This is a genomic window from Billgrantia desiderata (assembly GCF_900108215.1).
Lineage (GTDB): Bacteria > Pseudomonadota > Gammaproteobacteria > Pseudomonadales > Halomonadaceae > Halomonas > Halomonas desiderata.
The window spans coordinates 217,825-235,248 of sequence record NZ_FNVC01000002.1 but is presented as its reverse complement, the minus strand read 5'-3'; the positions used below and the strand labels follow the sequence as shown (position 1 = coordinate 235,248).

The 17,424-nt window shown below is 65.8% G+C and carries 14 protein-coding genes; 4 read left to right on the top strand and 10 right to left on the bottom strand.

Annotated features, from left to right (window positions below):
* Positions 1–45 precede the first annotated feature (45 nt).
* Positions 46–1,125: a L,D-transpeptidase family protein gene (locus C4S71_RS03450; RefSeq protein WP_103968212.1), complete on the top strand. Its 1,080-nt coding sequence runs from the start codon at positions 46–48 to the stop codon at positions 1,123–1,125.
* A 169-nt stretch (positions 1,126–1,294) separates the two neighbouring features.
* Here the strand turns inward: C4S71_RS03450 and C4S71_RS03445 are convergent, their stop codons facing one another.
* Both C4S71_RS03445 and C4S71_RS03440 read right to left on the bottom strand, forming a co-directional pair.
* Positions 1,295–1,558: an Lpp/OprI family alanine-zipper lipoprotein gene (locus tag C4S71_RS03445; protein ID WP_010629080.1), complete on the bottom strand. Its 264-nt coding sequence runs from the start codon at positions 1,556–1,558 to the stop codon at positions 1,295–1,297.
* A 192-nt stretch (positions 1,559–1,750) separates the two neighbouring features.
* Entirely contained in the window at positions 1,751–2,365 is a 615-nt protein-coding gene (locus C4S71_RS03440; RefSeq protein ID WP_103968211.1) for a L,D-transpeptidase family protein, read from the bottom strand.
* Positions 2,366–2,546: 181 nt separating this feature from the next.
* Between C4S71_RS03440 and C4S71_RS03435 the strand changes: the two genes are divergently transcribed.
* Positions 2,547–4,961 (top strand): phosphoketolase family protein, encoded by a 2,415-nt coding sequence (locus tag C4S71_RS03435; protein ID WP_103968210.1) that lies wholly within the window; start codon positions 2,547–2,549, stop codon positions 4,959–4,961.
* Positions 4,962–4,999: 38 nt separating this feature from the next.
* Here the strand turns inward: C4S71_RS03435 and C4S71_RS03430 are convergent, their stop codons facing one another.
* The 7 genes from C4S71_RS03430 to C4S71_RS03400 all read right to left on the bottom strand — a co-directional run bounded on the left by C4S71_RS03430 (position 5,000) and on the right by C4S71_RS03400 (position 14,371).
* Complete coding sequence (locus C4S71_RS03430; protein WP_103968209.1) at positions 5,000–6,241, bottom strand: GspE/PulE family protein; 1,242 nt, start codon at positions 6,239–6,241, stop codon at positions 5,000–5,002.
* A 179-nt stretch (positions 6,242–6,420) separates the two neighbouring features.
* The gene (locus C4S71_RS03425) at positions 6,421–6,852 is read right to left on the bottom strand and encodes a hypothetical protein (RefSeq protein ID WP_103968208.1); all 432 of its coding nucleotides are present in this window, start codon (positions 6,850–6,852) and stop codon (positions 6,421–6,423) included.
* Between the two features lie 11 nt (positions 6,853–6,863).
* Complete coding sequence (locus tag C4S71_RS03420; RefSeq protein WP_086508709.1) at positions 6,864–7,328, bottom strand: hypothetical protein; 465 nt, start codon at positions 7,326–7,328, stop codon at positions 6,864–6,866.
* A 133-nt stretch (positions 7,329–7,461) separates the two neighbouring features.
* Positions 7,462–7,926, bottom strand: coding sequence for a DUF6586 family protein (locus C4S71_RS03415; protein ID WP_103968207.1), 465 nt, complete (start codon positions 7,924–7,926; stop codon positions 7,462–7,464).
* Positions 7,923–10,550 (bottom strand): type I DNA topoisomerase, encoded by a 2,628-nt coding sequence (gene topA, locus C4S71_RS03410; protein ID WP_103968206.1) that lies wholly within the window; start codon positions 10,548–10,550, stop codon positions 7,923–7,925. The genes C4S71_RS03415 and topA overlap by 4 nt, the downstream gene beginning before the upstream one ends.
* A gap of 258 nt (positions 10,551–10,808) precedes the next feature.
* Complete coding sequence (locus C4S71_RS03405; RefSeq protein ID WP_103968205.1) at positions 10,809–13,292, bottom strand: DUF3141 domain-containing protein; 2,484 nt, start codon at positions 13,290–13,292, stop codon at positions 10,809–10,811.
* Between the two features lie 137 nt (positions 13,293–13,429).
* Positions 13,430–14,371: an ATP-binding protein gene (locus C4S71_RS03400; RefSeq protein WP_103968204.1), complete on the bottom strand. Its 942-nt coding sequence runs from the start codon at positions 14,369–14,371 to the stop codon at positions 13,430–13,432.
* Positions 14,372–14,487: 116 nt separating this feature from the next.
* On the opposite strand from C4S71_RS03400, the gene C4S71_RS03395 reads away from it, so the two are divergent.
* Both C4S71_RS03395 and lipA read left to right on the top strand, forming a co-directional pair.
* Positions 14,488–15,477: a LysR family transcriptional regulator gene (locus tag C4S71_RS03395; RefSeq protein ID WP_086508704.1), complete on the top strand. Its 990-nt coding sequence runs from the start codon at positions 14,488–14,490 to the stop codon at positions 15,475–15,477.
* A gap of 175 nt (positions 15,478–15,652) precedes the next feature.
* Positions 15,653–16,708: a lipoyl synthase gene (gene lipA / locus C4S71_RS03390; RefSeq protein ID WP_086508703.1), complete on the top strand. Its 1,056-nt coding sequence runs from the start codon at positions 15,653–15,655 to the stop codon at positions 16,706–16,708.
* Between the two features lie 62 nt (positions 16,709–16,770).
* Here the strand turns inward: lipA and lipB are convergent, their stop codons facing one another.
* The gene (gene lipB / locus C4S71_RS03385; protein WP_103968203.1) at positions 16,771–17,421 is read right to left on the bottom strand and encodes a lipoyl(octanoyl) transferase LipB; all 651 of its coding nucleotides are present in this window, start codon (positions 17,419–17,421) and stop codon (positions 16,771–16,773) included.
* Positions 17,422–17,424 lie beyond the last annotated feature (3 nt).

Below are 17,424 nucleotides of genomic sequence, written 5' to 3'. Positions count from 1 at the left end.
AGACATGCCACGCGTTGGCGACTTTATGACGAGAACATGACGTAAATGAAGAACCCGACACTGGCCAGGCGTATCGGCCTTGGCGTTGCCCTGTTCAGTCTTGCCGCCCTGTTGGCAACGGCAACGGTTGCCGACGAGAGTTCGAACGGCACCCGAGAGTTACCCCGCGGCCATTTTCACCTGCCCGAAGCGGGCAACGTGATCGGCGAAGCCTATACCGTCGTCGTCGAAGAGGGTGAAACCCTGCTCGACATCGGCCGCCGCCACAACGCCGGCTACGAAGAGATGCGCATGGCGAATCCCGACGTCAGCATCTGGGCCCCCCAGCCCGGCATCGAAGTGGTGATCCCGGCCCAGCACATCCTGCCGGATGCCCCGCGTGAAGGCATCGTGGTCAACCTCTCCGAACTGCGTCTGTATTACTATTCGCGCCCGGGCATCGTCGAAACCTACCCGATCAGCATCGGCCGCGACGGCTTTGCCACTCCGGTCGGCGTGACCCGCACCACGGTCAAGGTCAAGGACCCGCACTGGTCGCCGCCCCGCTCCATGCGCGAGGAAGCCGCGGCACGCGGCGAGCCGCCGCCCGCGGTGGTACCGCCCGGTCCTGACAACCCCCTGGGCCGCCACGCCATCCTGCTGGGCCTGCCGAGCTATCTGATCCACGGCACCAACATGCCTGACGGGGTCGGCATGCGTGCCAGCCGCGGCTGTATCCGCATGTTCCCGGAAGACATCGAGTCGCTCTACGAGCGCGTTCCCAGCGGCACGCAGGTCAACATCATCGATCAGCCGTTCAAGGTGGCCTGGTCGGCAGATGGCGTGCTCTACGCGCAGTCCTTCCCGCAGCTCGAAGAGAACCAGGGTACCTTCGAGCCGATCATCAACGCCATGGAAGTGCTGGCCAACGCCTTCGGCGAAGAGCGCCCGCCGGTCGACTACGCCCAGTTGCGTCGCGTGGTGGAAAATCCCGATGGTCGTCTGGTCTCGCTGCTGAGAGTCGCCGAAGAGGAGCCGGCGCCTGCCGCCCCGCAGCAGGACAGCCTCGACGAAGGACTCTTCTCCGAGATCGAGCTCGGCCAGCTTTCCGGCCTGTTCACGGAGCTGGAGGCCTACCGCCGCTAGGTCGCTGCCTCACGCCGGCGGCATGCGCACCACGCCGCCGGCAAGCATCCGCTCCCTGAGATCCCCGCTTCACGAAGCGCATGCGCATGAACGAGAAAACCCCGCCGAGGCGGGGTTCTCTCGTTGCAGAACCGCCATCACCCGTGAGGGTGATGAGGCCCCAGCAGAATTACTTCTGCATGGAGCGCTGGAACATACGGTTCATTTCTTCGCGGTTCTGCTCGGACATCTGCAGAGCCGCCTGGGCGTCACGCTGCGCCTGGTTGGCAGTGTTCTGCGCCTGAGTAGCGATGCTGCGAGCTTCTGCAGCGTCCGCCTGAGCGGCTTCAGCAGTCTGGCGAACTTCGTCCAGAGCAGCGTTGGTAGCACAACCAGCCAGGATGGCCATAGAAGCGGCAGCGGCGGTCAGCTTCAGGGTGGTCTTCAGAGTCATGATGTTCTCCTTGAGTCTTCCTTGGTACTGCACAGGTTAGTACAGCGGCGTTGATGATGCCTGTGATCCAGGCTCCCCTGCTCAATGCAGGATTCTTGCAGCGACTGCTGCCAAGCACAGGAGTCAAACGCTGTTTTATAATACCCTACGGCGCTTGTCCATAGCTCGAAACGTCCCTTGCGTATCTTGAGCCTAGCGGATGACGACGCGAGTGCCAATGTCGATTAGCTCGGAGAGCCTCTCGATCTGCGCGTCGGTTACCGCCACGCATCCCTGAGTCCAGTGATAACTGGCATGGACCTCCGGGTCTGCCCTACCGAGGCCATGGATTCCGATGAAGCCCCCCAGCACGGTCTGCTGGGGCGGATAGCCGTGGCGCCGATAGTAGGCGAAATAATCTGCGTAATCCTGCTCCGTGTAAAGCCCTGATTCCAGCGCCGTACGCGCATGGGACGGCGTAGGATAATCGATGCCGATGAAGATATGCCACTGGCTTTCCCAATTAAAGCGATTGACGCGAAATTCTCCCTTCGGCGTGACGTTGCCGCCGTAGGTGCGCATCGTGCTGGCGCCGGAGCGCCCCAGCGAGACGGGAGCGAAGCGCTCGAGCAGTGCGTTGCCCCGATAGACGCTCAACGAGGATTCCCGATCGTCGACCAGCACCCACACCTCGCCGTCATGGCGAGGCGCGTGAGCGCGCGACAGGATGGTCTCGATCAGGCTTGCATGGGCTGCATGCCCCGTTAGCAGGGCAAAGGGGGCCAGCAAGGCCAGCTGGCCAAAGCGACGGCGGGAAACGGATCTCATCGACTCCTCACGGCAGGTCGGTTCGTTAGCGTTTTATAACGTATCCCGCTTCGACTGTCAGTCCACTTAACGTAACCGAACATTGCATTCATGACGCCGATCAATGGTCTTCGTACAAGCTTGGTTCTAGGCTCACAGTCAAACCCTTCGCCCCAGGCCCTGACTCGCACGAGGTGTCCGCATGCCCAACCAGCCCGGCAGTTCCCGTCCGCCCCGCCACACCCAGCTCCCGAGCGCTGCGCAGGACCCCGATTTCGCCGCTTGGGCCCAAGGGGTGGGCATGATCTCGCATGGCCCCGCCACCCAGGCGGCCATCGCCAGCCTGCTGCAACGCCATGCCCATACCCCCGAACTCAGAGGCGCCTGGCTGGCCAAGCTGCGTGCCGCCGACCGGCTGGCCAACATGGGCATGTGGCTGGTCGCCCACATGACCTATGCACGACGCGTACGGCTGGATGGCGAGCCGCTCGTCGCAGGGGATTTCAAACCCCGGCCGGAGGGGCACACCGGGGGCGCCCTCAACATGGTGCCTGCCTACGTCGGCTATCTCACCGCCAACAGCCTGACCCGGATGACCCGCAGCTGGCTGATGGGACAAGGCCACTGCGTGGCCGCCATCGATGCGCTCAACGTGCTGATGGACAACATGGCACCTGCCCACGCGGCCCGCTATTCGCTCAGTGACGAGGGTCTGACGAAGCTGGTCAACGATTTCTACCATTGCGGGGTCGATGCCGACGGCCATCCGGTTTCGCCTCTCGGCAGCCACGTCAACGCCCATACGGCGGGCGGCTTGAGCGAAGGGGGCTATCTGGGCTTTGCGGGCCTGCAGTATGCGCACATGCCTCTTGCGCACCAGCATCTTGTGGCATTTCTCAGCGATGGCGCCTTCGAAGAGCAGCGCGGAAGCGACTGGGTACCGCGCTGGTGGCGCGCCGAGGACAGCGGCCCTATCGTGCCGGTGATGATCGCCAATGGCCGGCGCATCGATCAGCGTACGACCATGAGCCAGTCGGGGGGCACCCACTGGTTCGAGGAGCATCTGATACTCAACGGCTTCGCACCGCTGACCATCGATGGCCGCGACCCTGCCGCCTTCGCCTGGGCGATCATCGCCGCCGAAACGGAGCTGGCCGAGCAGGTGGCTGCGCTGAAAGCGGGACACGGCCGCTACCCGCTACGCCTGCCCTACGTCATCGCCGAAACGGTGAAGGGCTACGGCTTTCCCGGCGCCGGCACCAATGCGGCGCACAATCTCCCGCTCCTCGCCAGCCCGGCCGAGGATGCATCGGCACGCGAGCGCTTCAACAGCGGCGCGGCCGCGCTCCACGTACCGCTAACCGATCTGCGTCAGGCGATCGACGCCCTCAACGACCACGCCTCCAGCCAACGCCCCAAGGAGCGCGATCACGAGCTGGCCGTCGCCGTCACGCCGCTACCCACCACCCCACCGCTACCGATCTTCGCACCAGGCCAGCTCGCCTCCCCCATGGCGGCAATCGATGAGACCTTCAAGCGCCTCGTGCTGGCCAACCCCGAGCTGCGGGTGCGGGTAGGAAATCCCGACGAGATGCGCAGCAACCGGCTCGACCAGACCCTGGACCTGCTCAAGCACCGGGTGACCGATCCCGAGCCGGGCGTCGCCGAAGCGCTCGACGGCTCGGTGATCACCGCCCTCAACGAAGAAGCGGTGGTGTGTGCGGCACTGGCCAACAAGCAGGGCCTGAACCTGGTGGCATCGTACGAGGCCTTTGCCGTCAAGATGCTGGGCGCCATGCGCCAGGAGGTCATCTTCGCCCGTCATCAGCGCGAAGCCGGGCGCGAGCCGGGCTGGCTGACGGTGCCACTGCTGGCCAGCTCTCATACCTGGGAGAACGGCAAGAACGAGCAGTCGCACCAGGACCCGACGCTGTGCGAGGCCTGGCTGGGTGAAATGGACGACGTGGCGCCGACGCTGTTCCCGGTCGACGCACCAAGCGCGGCCTATACGCTGCGTGAGCTTTACCGTTCACGCGGACGCATCGCCCTGGCAGTGGTAGCGAAGAACCCCGTGCCGGTAGTGCTCGATGAAGAGCAGGCCAGGCGCCTCTACGAGGACGGCATACTCTGCCTGCACGATACGGCGGCTCCCCGCGTCCAGCTGTTCGCGATAGGCGCCTACCAGTTGATCGAGATGCAGCGTGCCCTGACAAGACTGACCCGGGCGGGTGTCGACGCCAGCCTGTACGTGATTCAGGAGCCCGGCAAGCTGCGCGAGGCCAGGGACGAACGAGAGGCGACCGCCACCCTCGGTCAGTGCCGGCTCAGCCAGCTGGTGCCGCCTACCCACGCCAGGGTCTTCCTGGCGCATTGCCGCCCCGAGCCGCTGTGCGGAGTACTGCGCCCGCTCGACACCGGCAGCGGTTCGCGCTTTCTTGGCTATCGCAACCGGGGCGGCACGCTGGATACCTTCGGCATGCTGTATGCCAATCGCGCTACCTGGGGCCATGTGCTGGAGGCCGTCAGCGAAGTGGCACAGCTCGAACTCGAGGCCCTGCTCGATGAGCCGGAGCGCCTGGCGCTCGCCGGCGAAGGCGACCCCCAGGCGCTGCGCTGAGGCGTTCGCGCTGCGCTGGCAAGCTCAGCGCCCGAGCGTCAGGCCGTCAGGATGGCGCCCATGCGGAACACCTCTCGCAGGCTGGTGATACCCGACTCGGCCTTGGCCAGGCCATCGGCCAGCATCAGCGTCACGCCGCGCTCAAGCAAGTGCCGGCGCAGCTCGGCCTCATCGGCGTGGCGCAGGATCCGGGCATGATCCTCAGGTGTCAGCTGCCAGATCTCGAACACCCCGATACGCCCGCGATAGCCCAGACCATCGCAGCGAGAGCAGCCCGATGCGCTCCAGGCCGACTCCGGCACTGCCAGGCCTATCGCCGCCAACCACTCCCGCTCGCGATGCTCGGGCGGCGTCTGCTTCCGGCAGTGCGGGCACAGGCGCCGCACCAAGCGCTGCGCGATGACCAGGCCGAGATTGGCGCTGATCTCGCTGTCGCCGAGCCCCATCTGACGCATCGAGGTCACCACGCCCACCGCATCGCGACTGTGCAGGGTTCCCATCAGCGAGCGCCCGCTGCTGGTCACATTCAGCGCCGCGAAGGCCGACTCGCGATCGCGAATCTCACCGATCAGCACGTAATCGGGGTCGAGGCGCAGCAAGGAGCGGGTGCCACTGGCAAAATCGAGGCCATGGTCCGGATCGACCTGGATCTGATTGATGCCCTCGATACCGTACTCGACGGGGTTTTCCAGCGTGACCACATGGCTGTCGGAGAGACGCAGCTGGCCGAGTAGCGTATAGAGCGTGGTGGTCTTGCCTGCACCGGTCGGCCCGGCCACCAGCAGCATGCTGCCCGTGGCATCCATCCAGCGCCTGATGCCCAACGCCCCTTCCTCACCGATGCCCAATTCAGCGGTATCTTCATACGCCTGCGGCGGTGCCAGAAAACGTACGGCCAGCTTCTCTCCCGCCACACAGTGCACGGCGGTGACGCGAAGCGAGCGTTCCTCCTCCGGACTCTCCGTGTGGAACCAACTGAAACTGCCCTCCGCCGTGGCCAGCGAGGGTACCGGGTTGAGCTTGGCCAGCACCTTGAACTGGTTGACCAGACGCGCGCCCTGCGTCGGCTCCACGTGCAGCGCCTCGACGATGCGCCCATCGATGCGCAGACGAATGCGGTATCCCCGCCGCTCGGGGTCCAGGTGGATGTCGCTGGCTCTGGCCCGCTGGGCATCGTCGAGCAGCGCATGCGCCTCCAGCGTATTGCCGCTCGGCAACGGCTCCGCCTCGAGCAACGCCAGCAAGGCAGGCAGCAGCTGCCGGTAGCTCTCCTCGGACACGGCGTTTCCTCCCTGATTGGTCCATGCGCCATATCGTGCCGAAGCACGACCGCTGCAGGAAGTCTAGCGCAGGCAAGGTTCGCCACACGGAAAAGGCCTCGTCACGCAGTGAGCCCCGACAGCTCGGCTGCCGGGGCTCACTTGGCTACTGCGAGGTCATCCGCCTCGGTGACAGCGCTCTAGGCGTGGGATTCCACGGTGAAGATGCTCTGCAGCTTGTGCTTCTTGCCGTAGATGTGCACCGTGGTCTCGTCGAAGGGGAAACGGTCGCGATACTGGCTGCCATTGTTGAACCTGGGCTTGTGCGCATTGATCATCGCCGCCGTCAGCCGTTCGCGATTGGGGTGCCCCACCAGCCCCACGGCATACCAGAGTTCCTCACCCGGCTGCAGGAAAGCCTGCCATTTGTCGTGATCGGGATGGTGCTCCAGACCATAGCGGGCGCTGCGATGCTCGCCCACATAGAGCAGCTCTTGCACGTCCATCTCTTTGGTTTCCGGGTCGCGGGCGGCGCGGAAGACACAGAAGAAGCCCGACTCATCCGGCGTGTCGTGCAACTGCTCGCGCGTCCAGTAGCCCAGCACCTTGGGAGAGAGTAGCTGTTCCGACATGGGTGACCTCCTCAGTAATCTTCCAGTCGTTGCATGTCGCGGACGATGCGCCGCACCTCGGCTTCATGCCCCGAGGCCAGAGCCTCGAAGAAGCTTCTCTCGTCACTGCCCCCCGCCAGCTCGGCACGGTGGGCGTAGAGATCCTGAAGCGTCCGGTGCGCAGTCAGCGCCGTGGCCAACACGTCCTGCACTCTCTTACCATCGACGCCTTCCGGCAAACGTTCAAGTACCGGTGCATGAGGAAAGTCGTTGGGATCGTCGAACCAGGCTTCCAGCACGCTGCGGTGATCGCTGCCGTCATCGAGGTAGCCCAGCAGATCGCCTTGCAGCTTACGCTCACGCTGGGCCAGGTACTCGAGCGCCATCCTGACCCGCTCCTCCTCCCCTGCGGCGGCCAGGCGAGCGTATTGATCGGCCAGACGGGCATGGTAATCCGCCGCCCAATCGACCAGTTCCTTGACTTGATGAAAGCGCATACCCCTCTCCTCCAGGCTGGACACCGGCTTCGCTGACCGGCGCTTTTACTTCATCCTAGCCAAAGCCTGGTGACAACGCTTGACGTACATCAACGGAAAGCGATATGAGCATGGGGCCGCCGGGCAACGGCGGCTACCACTCCTGGCTGGTCTCGCGCAGCGACTGGATCTCGCGCTTGGCTTCCTCAAGGCATGCCCGGAGCTCATCGCCCAAGGCCGCACTGCCGCCCACCGCGATCATGCCCGCAGCGCTCGGCCTGCCCCGCCGGGCGACACCGGCACTGTCGTGCAGCGCCTCGATGCGCTGCAGCAGCCAGGCCAGCCAGCTGTCGGGGCGGGCAGCCAACTCGCGCAGCCGGTGCAGCTCGGCAATACCCAGCCCCTCGCCACCGAGCAGCTCGTGCCAGTCGTGTCGCGGCAGGCGGGCGTGCTCGGTGACCTCGCGCAGCAGCGACTCCAACGCCAGCTCGGCCAGAGCCAGCGCGGCCTCTTCGCTCGCCATGCGCCTGGCCTCGGCGTGCTCGTCGTTACCGGGATCGATGTTGAGCAGCAGCTCGGCCTGATACAGCAGCTGATTGGTACGGCTACGCGGGGTCACTTGCGCTTGTCCTCCACCTGCCATTTGCCATTGTCGAAGAGCGCCCGCCAGCCGGTCGCCTTGCCGTCCTCCTCGGTCATGACGAACTGCTCCTTGCTCTTGCGCGAGTAGCGGATCTGCGCCGGGCGACCGTCCGGGTCCTCGGCAGGCGCGTCGAGCAGGTAGCGGTATTTCTCGGGCAGCTCCTTGGCATGCGCCTTGAGTTCACGCACCAAGGGCGGGCGCGTTTCGCGATTGCGCGGGAATTTGCTCGCCGCCAGGAACAGACCGCTGGCGCCGTCGCGCAGCACGTAGTGGTCGTCGACCTTCTCGCAGGCCAGCTCCGGCATGGGAATGGGGTCCATCTTGGGCGGCGCCACCTCGCCGCTGCGCAGCAGCTTGCGGGTGTTCTTGCACGCCTCGTTGGTGCAGCCGAAGTACTTGCCGAAACGCCCGGACTTGAGCTGCATCTCGCTGCCGCACTTGTCGCACTCGATGGTGGGCCCTTCATAGCCCTTGATGCGGAACTTGCCGTGCTCGATCTCATGGCCGTCGCAGTCGGGGCTGTTGCCGCAGATATGCAGCTTGCGCTTCTCGTCGATCAGGTAGCTGTCCATCGCCGTGCCGCACTTGGGGCAGCGATGCTTGGCACGCAGCGCCTGGGTCTCGGCTTCTTCATCGGCATCGGCGGGCACCGCCTCGTCGCCGGGCAGCAAGTCGATGGTGGTCTTGCAGCGCTCCTTGGGCGGCAGGTTGTAGCCGGAGCAACCCAGGAACACCCCGGTGGAGGCCGTGCGGATCTGCATCTTGCGCCCGCAAGTGGGGCAATCGATATCGGTGGGCACCGGCTGGTTGGGCCGCATGCCCGCCTCGCTCTCGGCGGCCTCGAGCTCCTCGCGGAACTCGGCATAGAAGGCATCGAGCAGTTCGCGCCAGTTGCGCTCGCCCTCGGCCACCTCGTCGAGGCTGTCCTCCATGCGCGCGGTGAAGGAGTAATCCATCAGGTCGGGGAAGGACTCCTTCAAGCGCTCGGTGACGATGTCGCCCAACTTCTCGGCATAGAAGCGCCGGCTCTCCAGCTTGACGTAGCCGCGATCCTGGATCGTCGAGATGATCGAGGCATAGGTCGAGGGACGCCCGATGCCGCGCTTCTCCAGCTCCTTGACCAGGCTGGCCTCGGTATAGCGGGCCGGCGGCTTGGTGAAGTGCTGCTGCGGGTCGAGTGCCTCGAGCCGCATGGGCGTACCCTCGGCCAGGTCCGGCAGGGCCTGATCCTCGTTCTTGCCCGCCGGCTTCATCACCCGGGTGTAGCCGTCGAACTTGAGCACCCGGCCCTTGGCCTTGAGCTCGTAGCCATCCGCCTCGACCGTCAGCGTACTGGAGAGGTACTCGGCCGGGGTCATCTGACAGGCCACGAACTGACGCCAGATCAGTTCATAGAGCCGCTCGGCGTCGCGCTCCATACCGGCCAGATCGCCGGCCTTGCGATTGACGTCGGAGGGGCGAATCGCCTCGTGAGCCTCCTGCGCCCCCTCCTTGCTCGAGTAGCGGTTGGGCGACTCCGGCAGGTAGCGCTTACCGTACTCCTGCTCGATATGCTCACGGGCCATGGCCACCGCATCCTGCGAAAGGTTGGTGGAGTCGGTCCGCATGTAGGTGATGTAGCCCGCCTCGTAGAGGCGCTGGGCCAGGGTCATGGTCTTCTTCACCGAGAAACCGAGGCGGCCGCTGGCGGCCTGCTGCAGGGTCGAAGTGATGAAGGGAGCACCGGGTTTGGATCGCGTCGGCTTGTCTTCGCGAGCGGTGATGGCAAGCGACGCCTTGCGCAGCGCCTCGATGCGCTCGAGGGTCTCGGCCTCGGTGGTGGGCCGGAACGTCTTGCCGTCCTGGCGCACCAGCTCGAAGCGCACCGGCTCACCCTCGCTGGAGACGAGGTCGGCATGAACGTCCCAGAACTCCTCGGGTACGAAGGCGCGGATCTCGCGCTCGCGCTCGACGATCAGCCGCACCGCCACCGACTGCACGCGACCGGCGGAAAGGCCGCGGGCAATCTTGGCCCACAGCAGCGGCGACAGCATGAAGCCCACCACGCGGTCGAGGAAACGACGTGCCTGCTGCGCTTCGACGCGGGGCAGGTTGAGCGTGCCGGGCTCCTTGAACGCCTCCTTGATGGCATTCTTGGTGATCTCGTTGAACACCACGCGACGATAGCGCTCGTCGTCACCGCCGATGGTCTCCTTGAGGTGCCAGGCGATCGCCTCTCCTTCACGGTCAAGATCGGTGGCGAGGTAGACGGCGTCGGCCTTCTCAGCCAGCTTCTGCAGCTCGGCCACCACCTTTTCCTTGCCGGGCAGAATCTCGTAGTGGGCCTTCCAGCCATGCTCCGGATCGATCCCCATGCGCCGGATGAGCTGTTCCTTGGCCTTGTGCTTCTTGTACTCGGCTTTCTCCTCGGGCGACATCTTGCGCGTCGCCGCCGCCTGGCGCGCCCGCTCCTTGGGGTCGGTGGCCGTCTTGCCCGAGCCGCTGGTCGGCAGGTCGCGGATATGGCCCACGCTCGACTTCACGATGAATTCGCTGCCGAGATATTTATTGATCGTCTTGGCCTTGGCCGGCGACTCGACGATGACCAATGACTTGCCCATAGTGCTCCACATTCTGCAAGGCGGGACCTTTCCCCGCCTGACGGTTTCGGCCCGCCTGTCCTCGGCGGACGCTCCGTGCGGGGTGAAAAATCCGCCTACCCTACCCCAGCAACCCGTTTCGCGCCAGTTGCTTCCGCATGGCGGCAGTAAAGCAGCAATCTCGACACAGCATCAAGAGAACATCAAGAGAAGGTAAAACAGCAGCGCCTCTGCCGCTAACGGCAGAGGCGCCGGGAGACCACGCTCGAGCGTTGCGCATCAGCGCTTGCGAGGCTTGCGCGGCGCCCTCTTGGCGACGGGCTTCTCATCGCCGGCGTCGCCACTTTCCTTGGACACGGTGGCCTTGGACACGGTGGCCTTGGGCACGGCGGCCTTCTTGCTGCGGCTGGCTGGCTTGACCGGCGCCGCTTTCGCCTGGTTCGGGTCGACCTTGGTCTCGGCATCCTCCAGCATCTTCTTCACTTCATCCCTGGCGGCGACCTCGGCCTTGGCTTCCGCCGCCACCTCGTCGTGCAGGGCGACGAGAGCCTGACGACTTGCTGCCGGCTCGACCCGCTCCAGCGCCTCGCCGAAGAGCTCGCGAATGTGCTCGTAGCGCTTGCGGACATGCTCGGAAAGCTCGCCGCTGGCCGCCAGCACATGCTCGATGTGCTCGAGGGAGCTGCGAATCGCCGCGGGTCGCTCTCGCTCCAGCAGTTGCGGTATCGCCGCCAGGGCCGCCTCACGATCGAGCTTGAGGATGAAGAACTGCTCACGCACCAGGTGCTTGAAGTCCGACAGGCTGCTGCCCGGCTCCAGCTCGGCGCGCGACGCCCGCAGGCGCTTGAAGTTGCGCTCGTCGGTGGTTGGCGCTCCGCCCAGCACGTGAATCACCGAACGCATCACCGCCTCGTGGATACCGCCTTCCGCGACGCGCTGGAGCAGCTCGTCCTGGCGCCGCTCGATGAAGCGCCGATGCTCCGGCTCGCTGCCGGGCTGCCTGCGGTGCACGTGGGCATCGCCGCCCAAGCCCACCATCGCCTGCAGCAGCGGCTGGCCGTACACGGTCAAGAAAGTGTGTTCGATACTCTGATCGCGGATCTCGCGCCACGTATCGAGTGCCCGGGAAATCTGGCCGGAGCAGGCCTTCTCCAGTGAGCGCAGCACGTTGCTGTCGTCGACCGGATGCCGGTCACGACGCACCCAGTCGGCCAGCACCGGCAGCGGCACCGACAGCGGGTTGCGATCGGAAAGCAATTTGTAGCCCAGACGGATCGGGTGCATACGCCGCATCAGGCGTGCCGCTTCGGGTGTGATGGTCGCCCGGATCCAGGGCTGCACGAACAAGCGGTAGAGCCCCAGGTTGATTTCCGAGACGCGTGCCACGGTAGCAAAACGCGTGTCGTCATCGGCCCGATGATGCAGCACGTCCCGGTTGAGCCCCTCGATGGAGCGCGCCTTGAACTCGAGCAGGTAGTCGCGCTCGATCAGTTCGGCATCGTCGCGCTCCTTGGCGCTGGTGACCGTGGTCTCGTAGAGCCCCGGTGGCAGCACGTCGATATAGTCGATGTTGGCGGTGAACTCGGCGTGCTCCTTGCGCGACACGCTGCCCGACACGAAGATGCCCAGATGTCCGGTGCTGTCGTGCACGCAGTAGACGATGGTCTGCCCGCTGGCGATGATGTCGTCGACCCCGCCATACAGGTCGCGCACCCAGCCCAGCGCCTGGGGCGGCGGCGTGATGTCGTCGCCCTGGGAGCAGAACACCACCACCGGCGAGCGCACGTTGCGCAGGTCGATGCGGCGGCCGTCGGAGGTCACCAGTTGGGCGGTGGAGAGGCGGTTGCCGACGAACAGGTTGTCGACGATGTACTGGATCTCCTCGCCTCCCAGCACCACGTGACCGCCCCACCAGCGCTCGAAATTGAGATAGCGCTCGGCCTCGGTATCGACGTTGGCGTACAGGCGATACTGCTTGTCCCACCAGGTATTGGCCGGATTGAGGCGTTCGAAGTTCTGCACCAGCAGTGCGCCGTCGAACAGGCCATCTCCCAGGTCGCTGGCCAGGGTGGTCATCCAGCTGCCGCCGGTCATGCCGCCGGTATAGCGCATCGGCGCCTTGCCCCGCTCGCCGGCCCAATAGGAGAGCGGCGCACCGGCGATGAGGATGGGACCGAAGACGTCCGGCTCGAGCGAGGCCGCCATCATGATCTGCCAGCCTGCCTGACAGTTGCCCACCACCATCGGCTTCTCGCAGGAGTCGGGATGGTGTTCGATCACGCAGCGCAGAAAGGCGATCTCCGCCTCGACCACGTCCTCAACGGTCTGACCGGGCTCCGGGTAAGGCAGAAAGCCGATGAAATAGCAGGGATGACCGGCACGCAGGGCGACACCGATCTCGCTGTCAGGCTTGAAGCCGCCGATGCCGGGCCCGTGTCCGGCACGCGGGTCCACCACCACGAAGGGGCGGGACTTGGGATCGACCTCGATCCCGGCCGGCGGCAGGATCCGCATCAGCTCGTAATTCACCGGTCGCGGCAGAGTGCGGCCGTCCATCACCACCTCGGCATCGAAGCCGAGTACGTTGGGTTTGGTCTTCTCGATGTGTTCGAGATACTGGTTGCCACGCTCGCGCATCACGTCCATGTACAGCACACTGCGCTCGACGGCATCACGCCAGTAGTCGAAAACGGCACGGCCAAAACCGAATGGGTCGAGCAAGCTGAACGCCTCTGCGGGCGGTGTCGGCATCAGTGAGTTCATGTTCGGCTCCAGTTATCCCGGCGCTCGTCAGGGGCGTCAGGAGGAGAAAATTTGCTGCACTGCAACAAGCATAGTACTCCCTGCGCCGGGTCGGCGCAGCCGTTTTGTCGATTTTTTGTGACCGCCGCGTGGCTGCCTCACCCCATGTCGCCATTGCCGGACACGACTTCGCCATGCCATTCGGCCAGCGCCCGGCGCTCGCGACGCCTGGCCTCGGCCGCATCGCGCCCCCACACCAGCAGGCGCACCCAGGCATCGTCCGCGACCGCTGCCGGCCGATCGAGCCTGACCCCCGGCCCACCGCAAAGAAGCCCCTTGCCCAGCGGAAGCTGGCGCAAGCTGGCATGCCCCGGCCGCCCCGGACCGTGCCCCATGTGGCCGACCCTGGGCCGCCGCAGCCGCTCACCTCGTACCAGACGAATCTGTTCGACGGCCAGGTCGAGCCCGCTCAACACCTCGGCCAGACCTTCATGGCCCGTCAGGCCGGGGCGCATGTCGACGAAGCCCAGACGGTTGTTGGCCAGGGTGAAGCTCAGCGTCGCCAGGCCAACCAGGCCCAGGGCGCGGGCGCCCAGCACGGCCAGCTGTCCCAGATAGGCGCGCTGCTCCGGCGTCAGCCGCTCGCTCGGCGCCACGGCAAAGTCGTCGGCCATCCGCTCGTGCTCGACCAAGGCCAGCGCCTGGCCCCGATTGTCGGCCAGCACCGGCAGATGCACGCACGGCGCAGAGGGCACCGGCTCGGCCAGCGGCAGGCCCGCATCCCGCATCAGATGCCGGGCGGCATCGCCGTCGCACATGGTATCGAGCAGGCTCGTGCTTGACCCGACGAACGCCAACCCCGCGCTGGCACAGGCCCGTGCCAGGCTGCGCTGCTGCGTGGCCGTCGCCTCGCCCGGGTGCAGAGCGTCGCAGCCCAGCTCACGCGCGCGTGCGATCAGCGCATCGTCAGCCAGACAGCCGCCGGCATGCCAGGCCAGCCCGAGTTCGCTGCAGGCCTGGCCTGCACGCAAGGCACCAAGCCCGCTGCCGGCCACCAGCAGGCGCTGCCAGCGCAATGGGTCGAATCGAAGGCTTTGCATGGGTTCCCACTCTATGACTCTGTGACGAGGCCGTCGGCATGACCCGCTTCACCGGCAGTGTTAGCATGACAAGGGTCCTTCACCGGGCTCCCTGTGCCCTTCCAGCGGATCAATCGATGACAACCCCAAGGCTGCTGAACCGCCTGACCTTTCGCCAGTTGCAGGTCTTCCAGGCCGTGCATCGACAGCAATCCTACTCACGCGCCGCCGAACAGCTGGGCCTGACCCAGCCGGCGGTCAGCGCACAGATCCGTCAGCTCGAGCAGGCCCTCGGTCAACCCCTGTTCAAGTACACCGGCAAGACCCTGCACGTACTCCCGGCGGCCGATGCCCTGGCCGCCTCGACCCAGGCCATCTTCGGCCAGGTCTCGCGGCTGCAGATGACGCTGTCCGACCTGGACGGCACGATTTCCGGGGAGCTCAATCTGGCGGCCGTCTCCACGGCGCAGTACGTGGTACCGCACCTGATCGCCCGCTTTCGCGCTCATTATCCCAACGTTCAGGTACGCCTGCGGGTATGCAACCGCAGCCAGGCCCTGGAAAGGCTGGCCGCACGCAGCGACGACCTGGTGATCATGGCGATGGTGCCCGAAGAGGACGACAACCTGGTCTTCATGCCGTTTCTGGAGAACGAGCTGATCCCCATCGTCTGGCCCGGCCATCCGCTGCTCGAGGCGCCCTCGCCCACCCTGGAAGATCTGGCCCGTCATTATCTATTGATGCGTGAGTCGGGCTCCGGCGTACGCACCGCCTTCGAGCAGCTCGCCGCCGAGCAGGACGTGACCCTGCAGCATACCATGGAGCTGGGCACCAACGAGGCGATCAAGCAGGGGGTGATGGCTCACCTGGGCGTCACCGTGCTGCCGCGGCTGGCGGTTCGTCTCGAGATCGGCGCCGGGCTGCTGGCGGAGCTGCCGCTGCCGGGTTTCCCCCTGCGCCGCTCCTGGTGCACGGTCTATCCCCGAGATCGCTTCCCCACACCGGTCACCGAACTGTTTCTGCGTTTCGTGCGCGAGCGTCTCGGTGAAATCGAAGCACACTTCAAAGCGCCGCCCCGGCCGATCCCCGACCATGGCGTCGTCTGCCTGCCGCTTACATCAGGTTGAGCGTCACGCCTGCGTCGCCCTGCTCCGCTGTGCCAGTCAGGCGCAATATGGTAGATTACGGGCCTGCGACCAACGTATCAATTGCCGTGCCTTTGGCCAGGTCCGCCCGCGATGATGGCGTACCGATCGACTCTGGCATGGCCGTGGCAGCCGCCTAGTGGAGAGGCTCACACCTATGAGCGACAACACCTCGAAACGCGTGCCTAGCGGCGCGAAGTTCCGCACCGAGCACGGCTTCGCCGCCATCAAGGACGGTATCAAGCTGCAGCGCAGCCAGACCGACGAGCAACCGGAACCGGGACGCAAGCCAAAGTGGCTGCGCGCCCAGATGCCCGGCGGCGGGCGTTTCGAGGCAGTGAAGCGCAACGTCAAGGAGCATCGCCTGAGCACCGTGTGCGCCGAGTCTCACTGCCCCAACATGGGCGAGTGCTGGAGCAACGGTACGGCCACCATCATGCTGATGGGGTCGGTGTGTACCCGCGCCTGCCGCTTCTGTGCCGTGGATACCGGCAACCCACGCGGCTGGCTGGACAGCGAGGAACCCGCCAACACCGCCAAATCGGTGGAGCTGATGGGCCTGCGCTACGTGGTGCTCACCTCGGTGGACCGTGACGACCTGGCCGATGGCGGCGCCTCTCACTACGCCGCCTGCATCCGGGCGATCAAGGCCAACACGCCGGCGGTGGTGGTCGAGGCGCTCACCCCCGACTTCGACGGCGACCCGGCTGCCATCGAGCAGGTGGTCGACTCCGGCCTGGAAGTGTTCGCCCAGAACGTCGAGACCGTGGAGCGCCTCACCCACTACGTGCGCGACCCGCGCGCCGGCTACCGCAAGACCCTCGACGTGCTGGCCCACGCCAAGCGCTACCGCCCCGACGTGCTGACCAAGACCAGCCTGATGCTGGGGCTCGGCGAAACCGACGAAGAGATTCTCCAGACCTTCGACGACCTGCGCGCCATCGACGTCGACATCGTCACCCTGGGGCAGTACCTGCGCCCGACGCGCAACCACCTGCCGGTGGAGCGCTGGGTCACGCCGGACGAGTTCGAGCGCTATCGCCGCCTGGGTCTGGAAAAAGGCTTCATGGAAGTGGCCTCCGGCCCGCTGGTACGCTCCAGCTACCGCGCCGACCGGGTGTTCGAGAAGAACAATCTGGGCCTGGCCGCCCCCGCCGAGGTACCGGGCCAGGAGCCCGACCCCAACCGCATTCAGGCGATCAACGTCGGCTGACGGCGCCATCTGCCTCAGTCGACGACGGAAAAGAGGGTGGAAAAACGAATCCGCAGGCGGCCTTAGATGGCCGTCTGTGCCTCCAGGGGCTGCAGCTCGCGCCCCAGCTCACGCGCCAGGCTCCGCGCCAGACTCATGCCCACCTGCTCCACCGAAAGCGGCTCCCTCACCAGATCGGCCAGGCGCGTCATGGCCATGCCGGCATAGCCGCAGGGATTGATGCGAGCGAAGGGACTCAGGTCGGCATCGACATTGAGCGCAACGCCGTGATAGCTGGCGCCGCGCCGGATACGCAAGCCCAGCGAGGCGATCTTGGCCTCGCCGACATAGACTCCGGGGGCATCGGGGCGTGCCCGCGCCTCGATGCCCTGTTCCGCCAGCACGGCAATGACGGCATTCTCCAGCGCCGAGACGAGATCCCGCACGCCAAGCCGACAGCGCTTGACGTCGATGAGAGGATAGAGCACCACCTGGCCCGGCCCATGGTAGGTCACCTGCCCGCCGCGATCCGTCTGTACCACCGGGATGTCGCCCGGCATCAGCAGGTGCTCGGGCTTGCCGGCCTGGCCCTGGGTGAAGACCGGATCGTGCTCCACCAGCCAGAGCTGGTCCGCCGTCGCCTCGTCGCGGGTGTCGGTGAGTTCGCGCATGGCCTGCCATACCGGGAGGTAGGGACATCGGCCCAGGCGCCGAAGCTCTATGGGGGCTGCCATAGC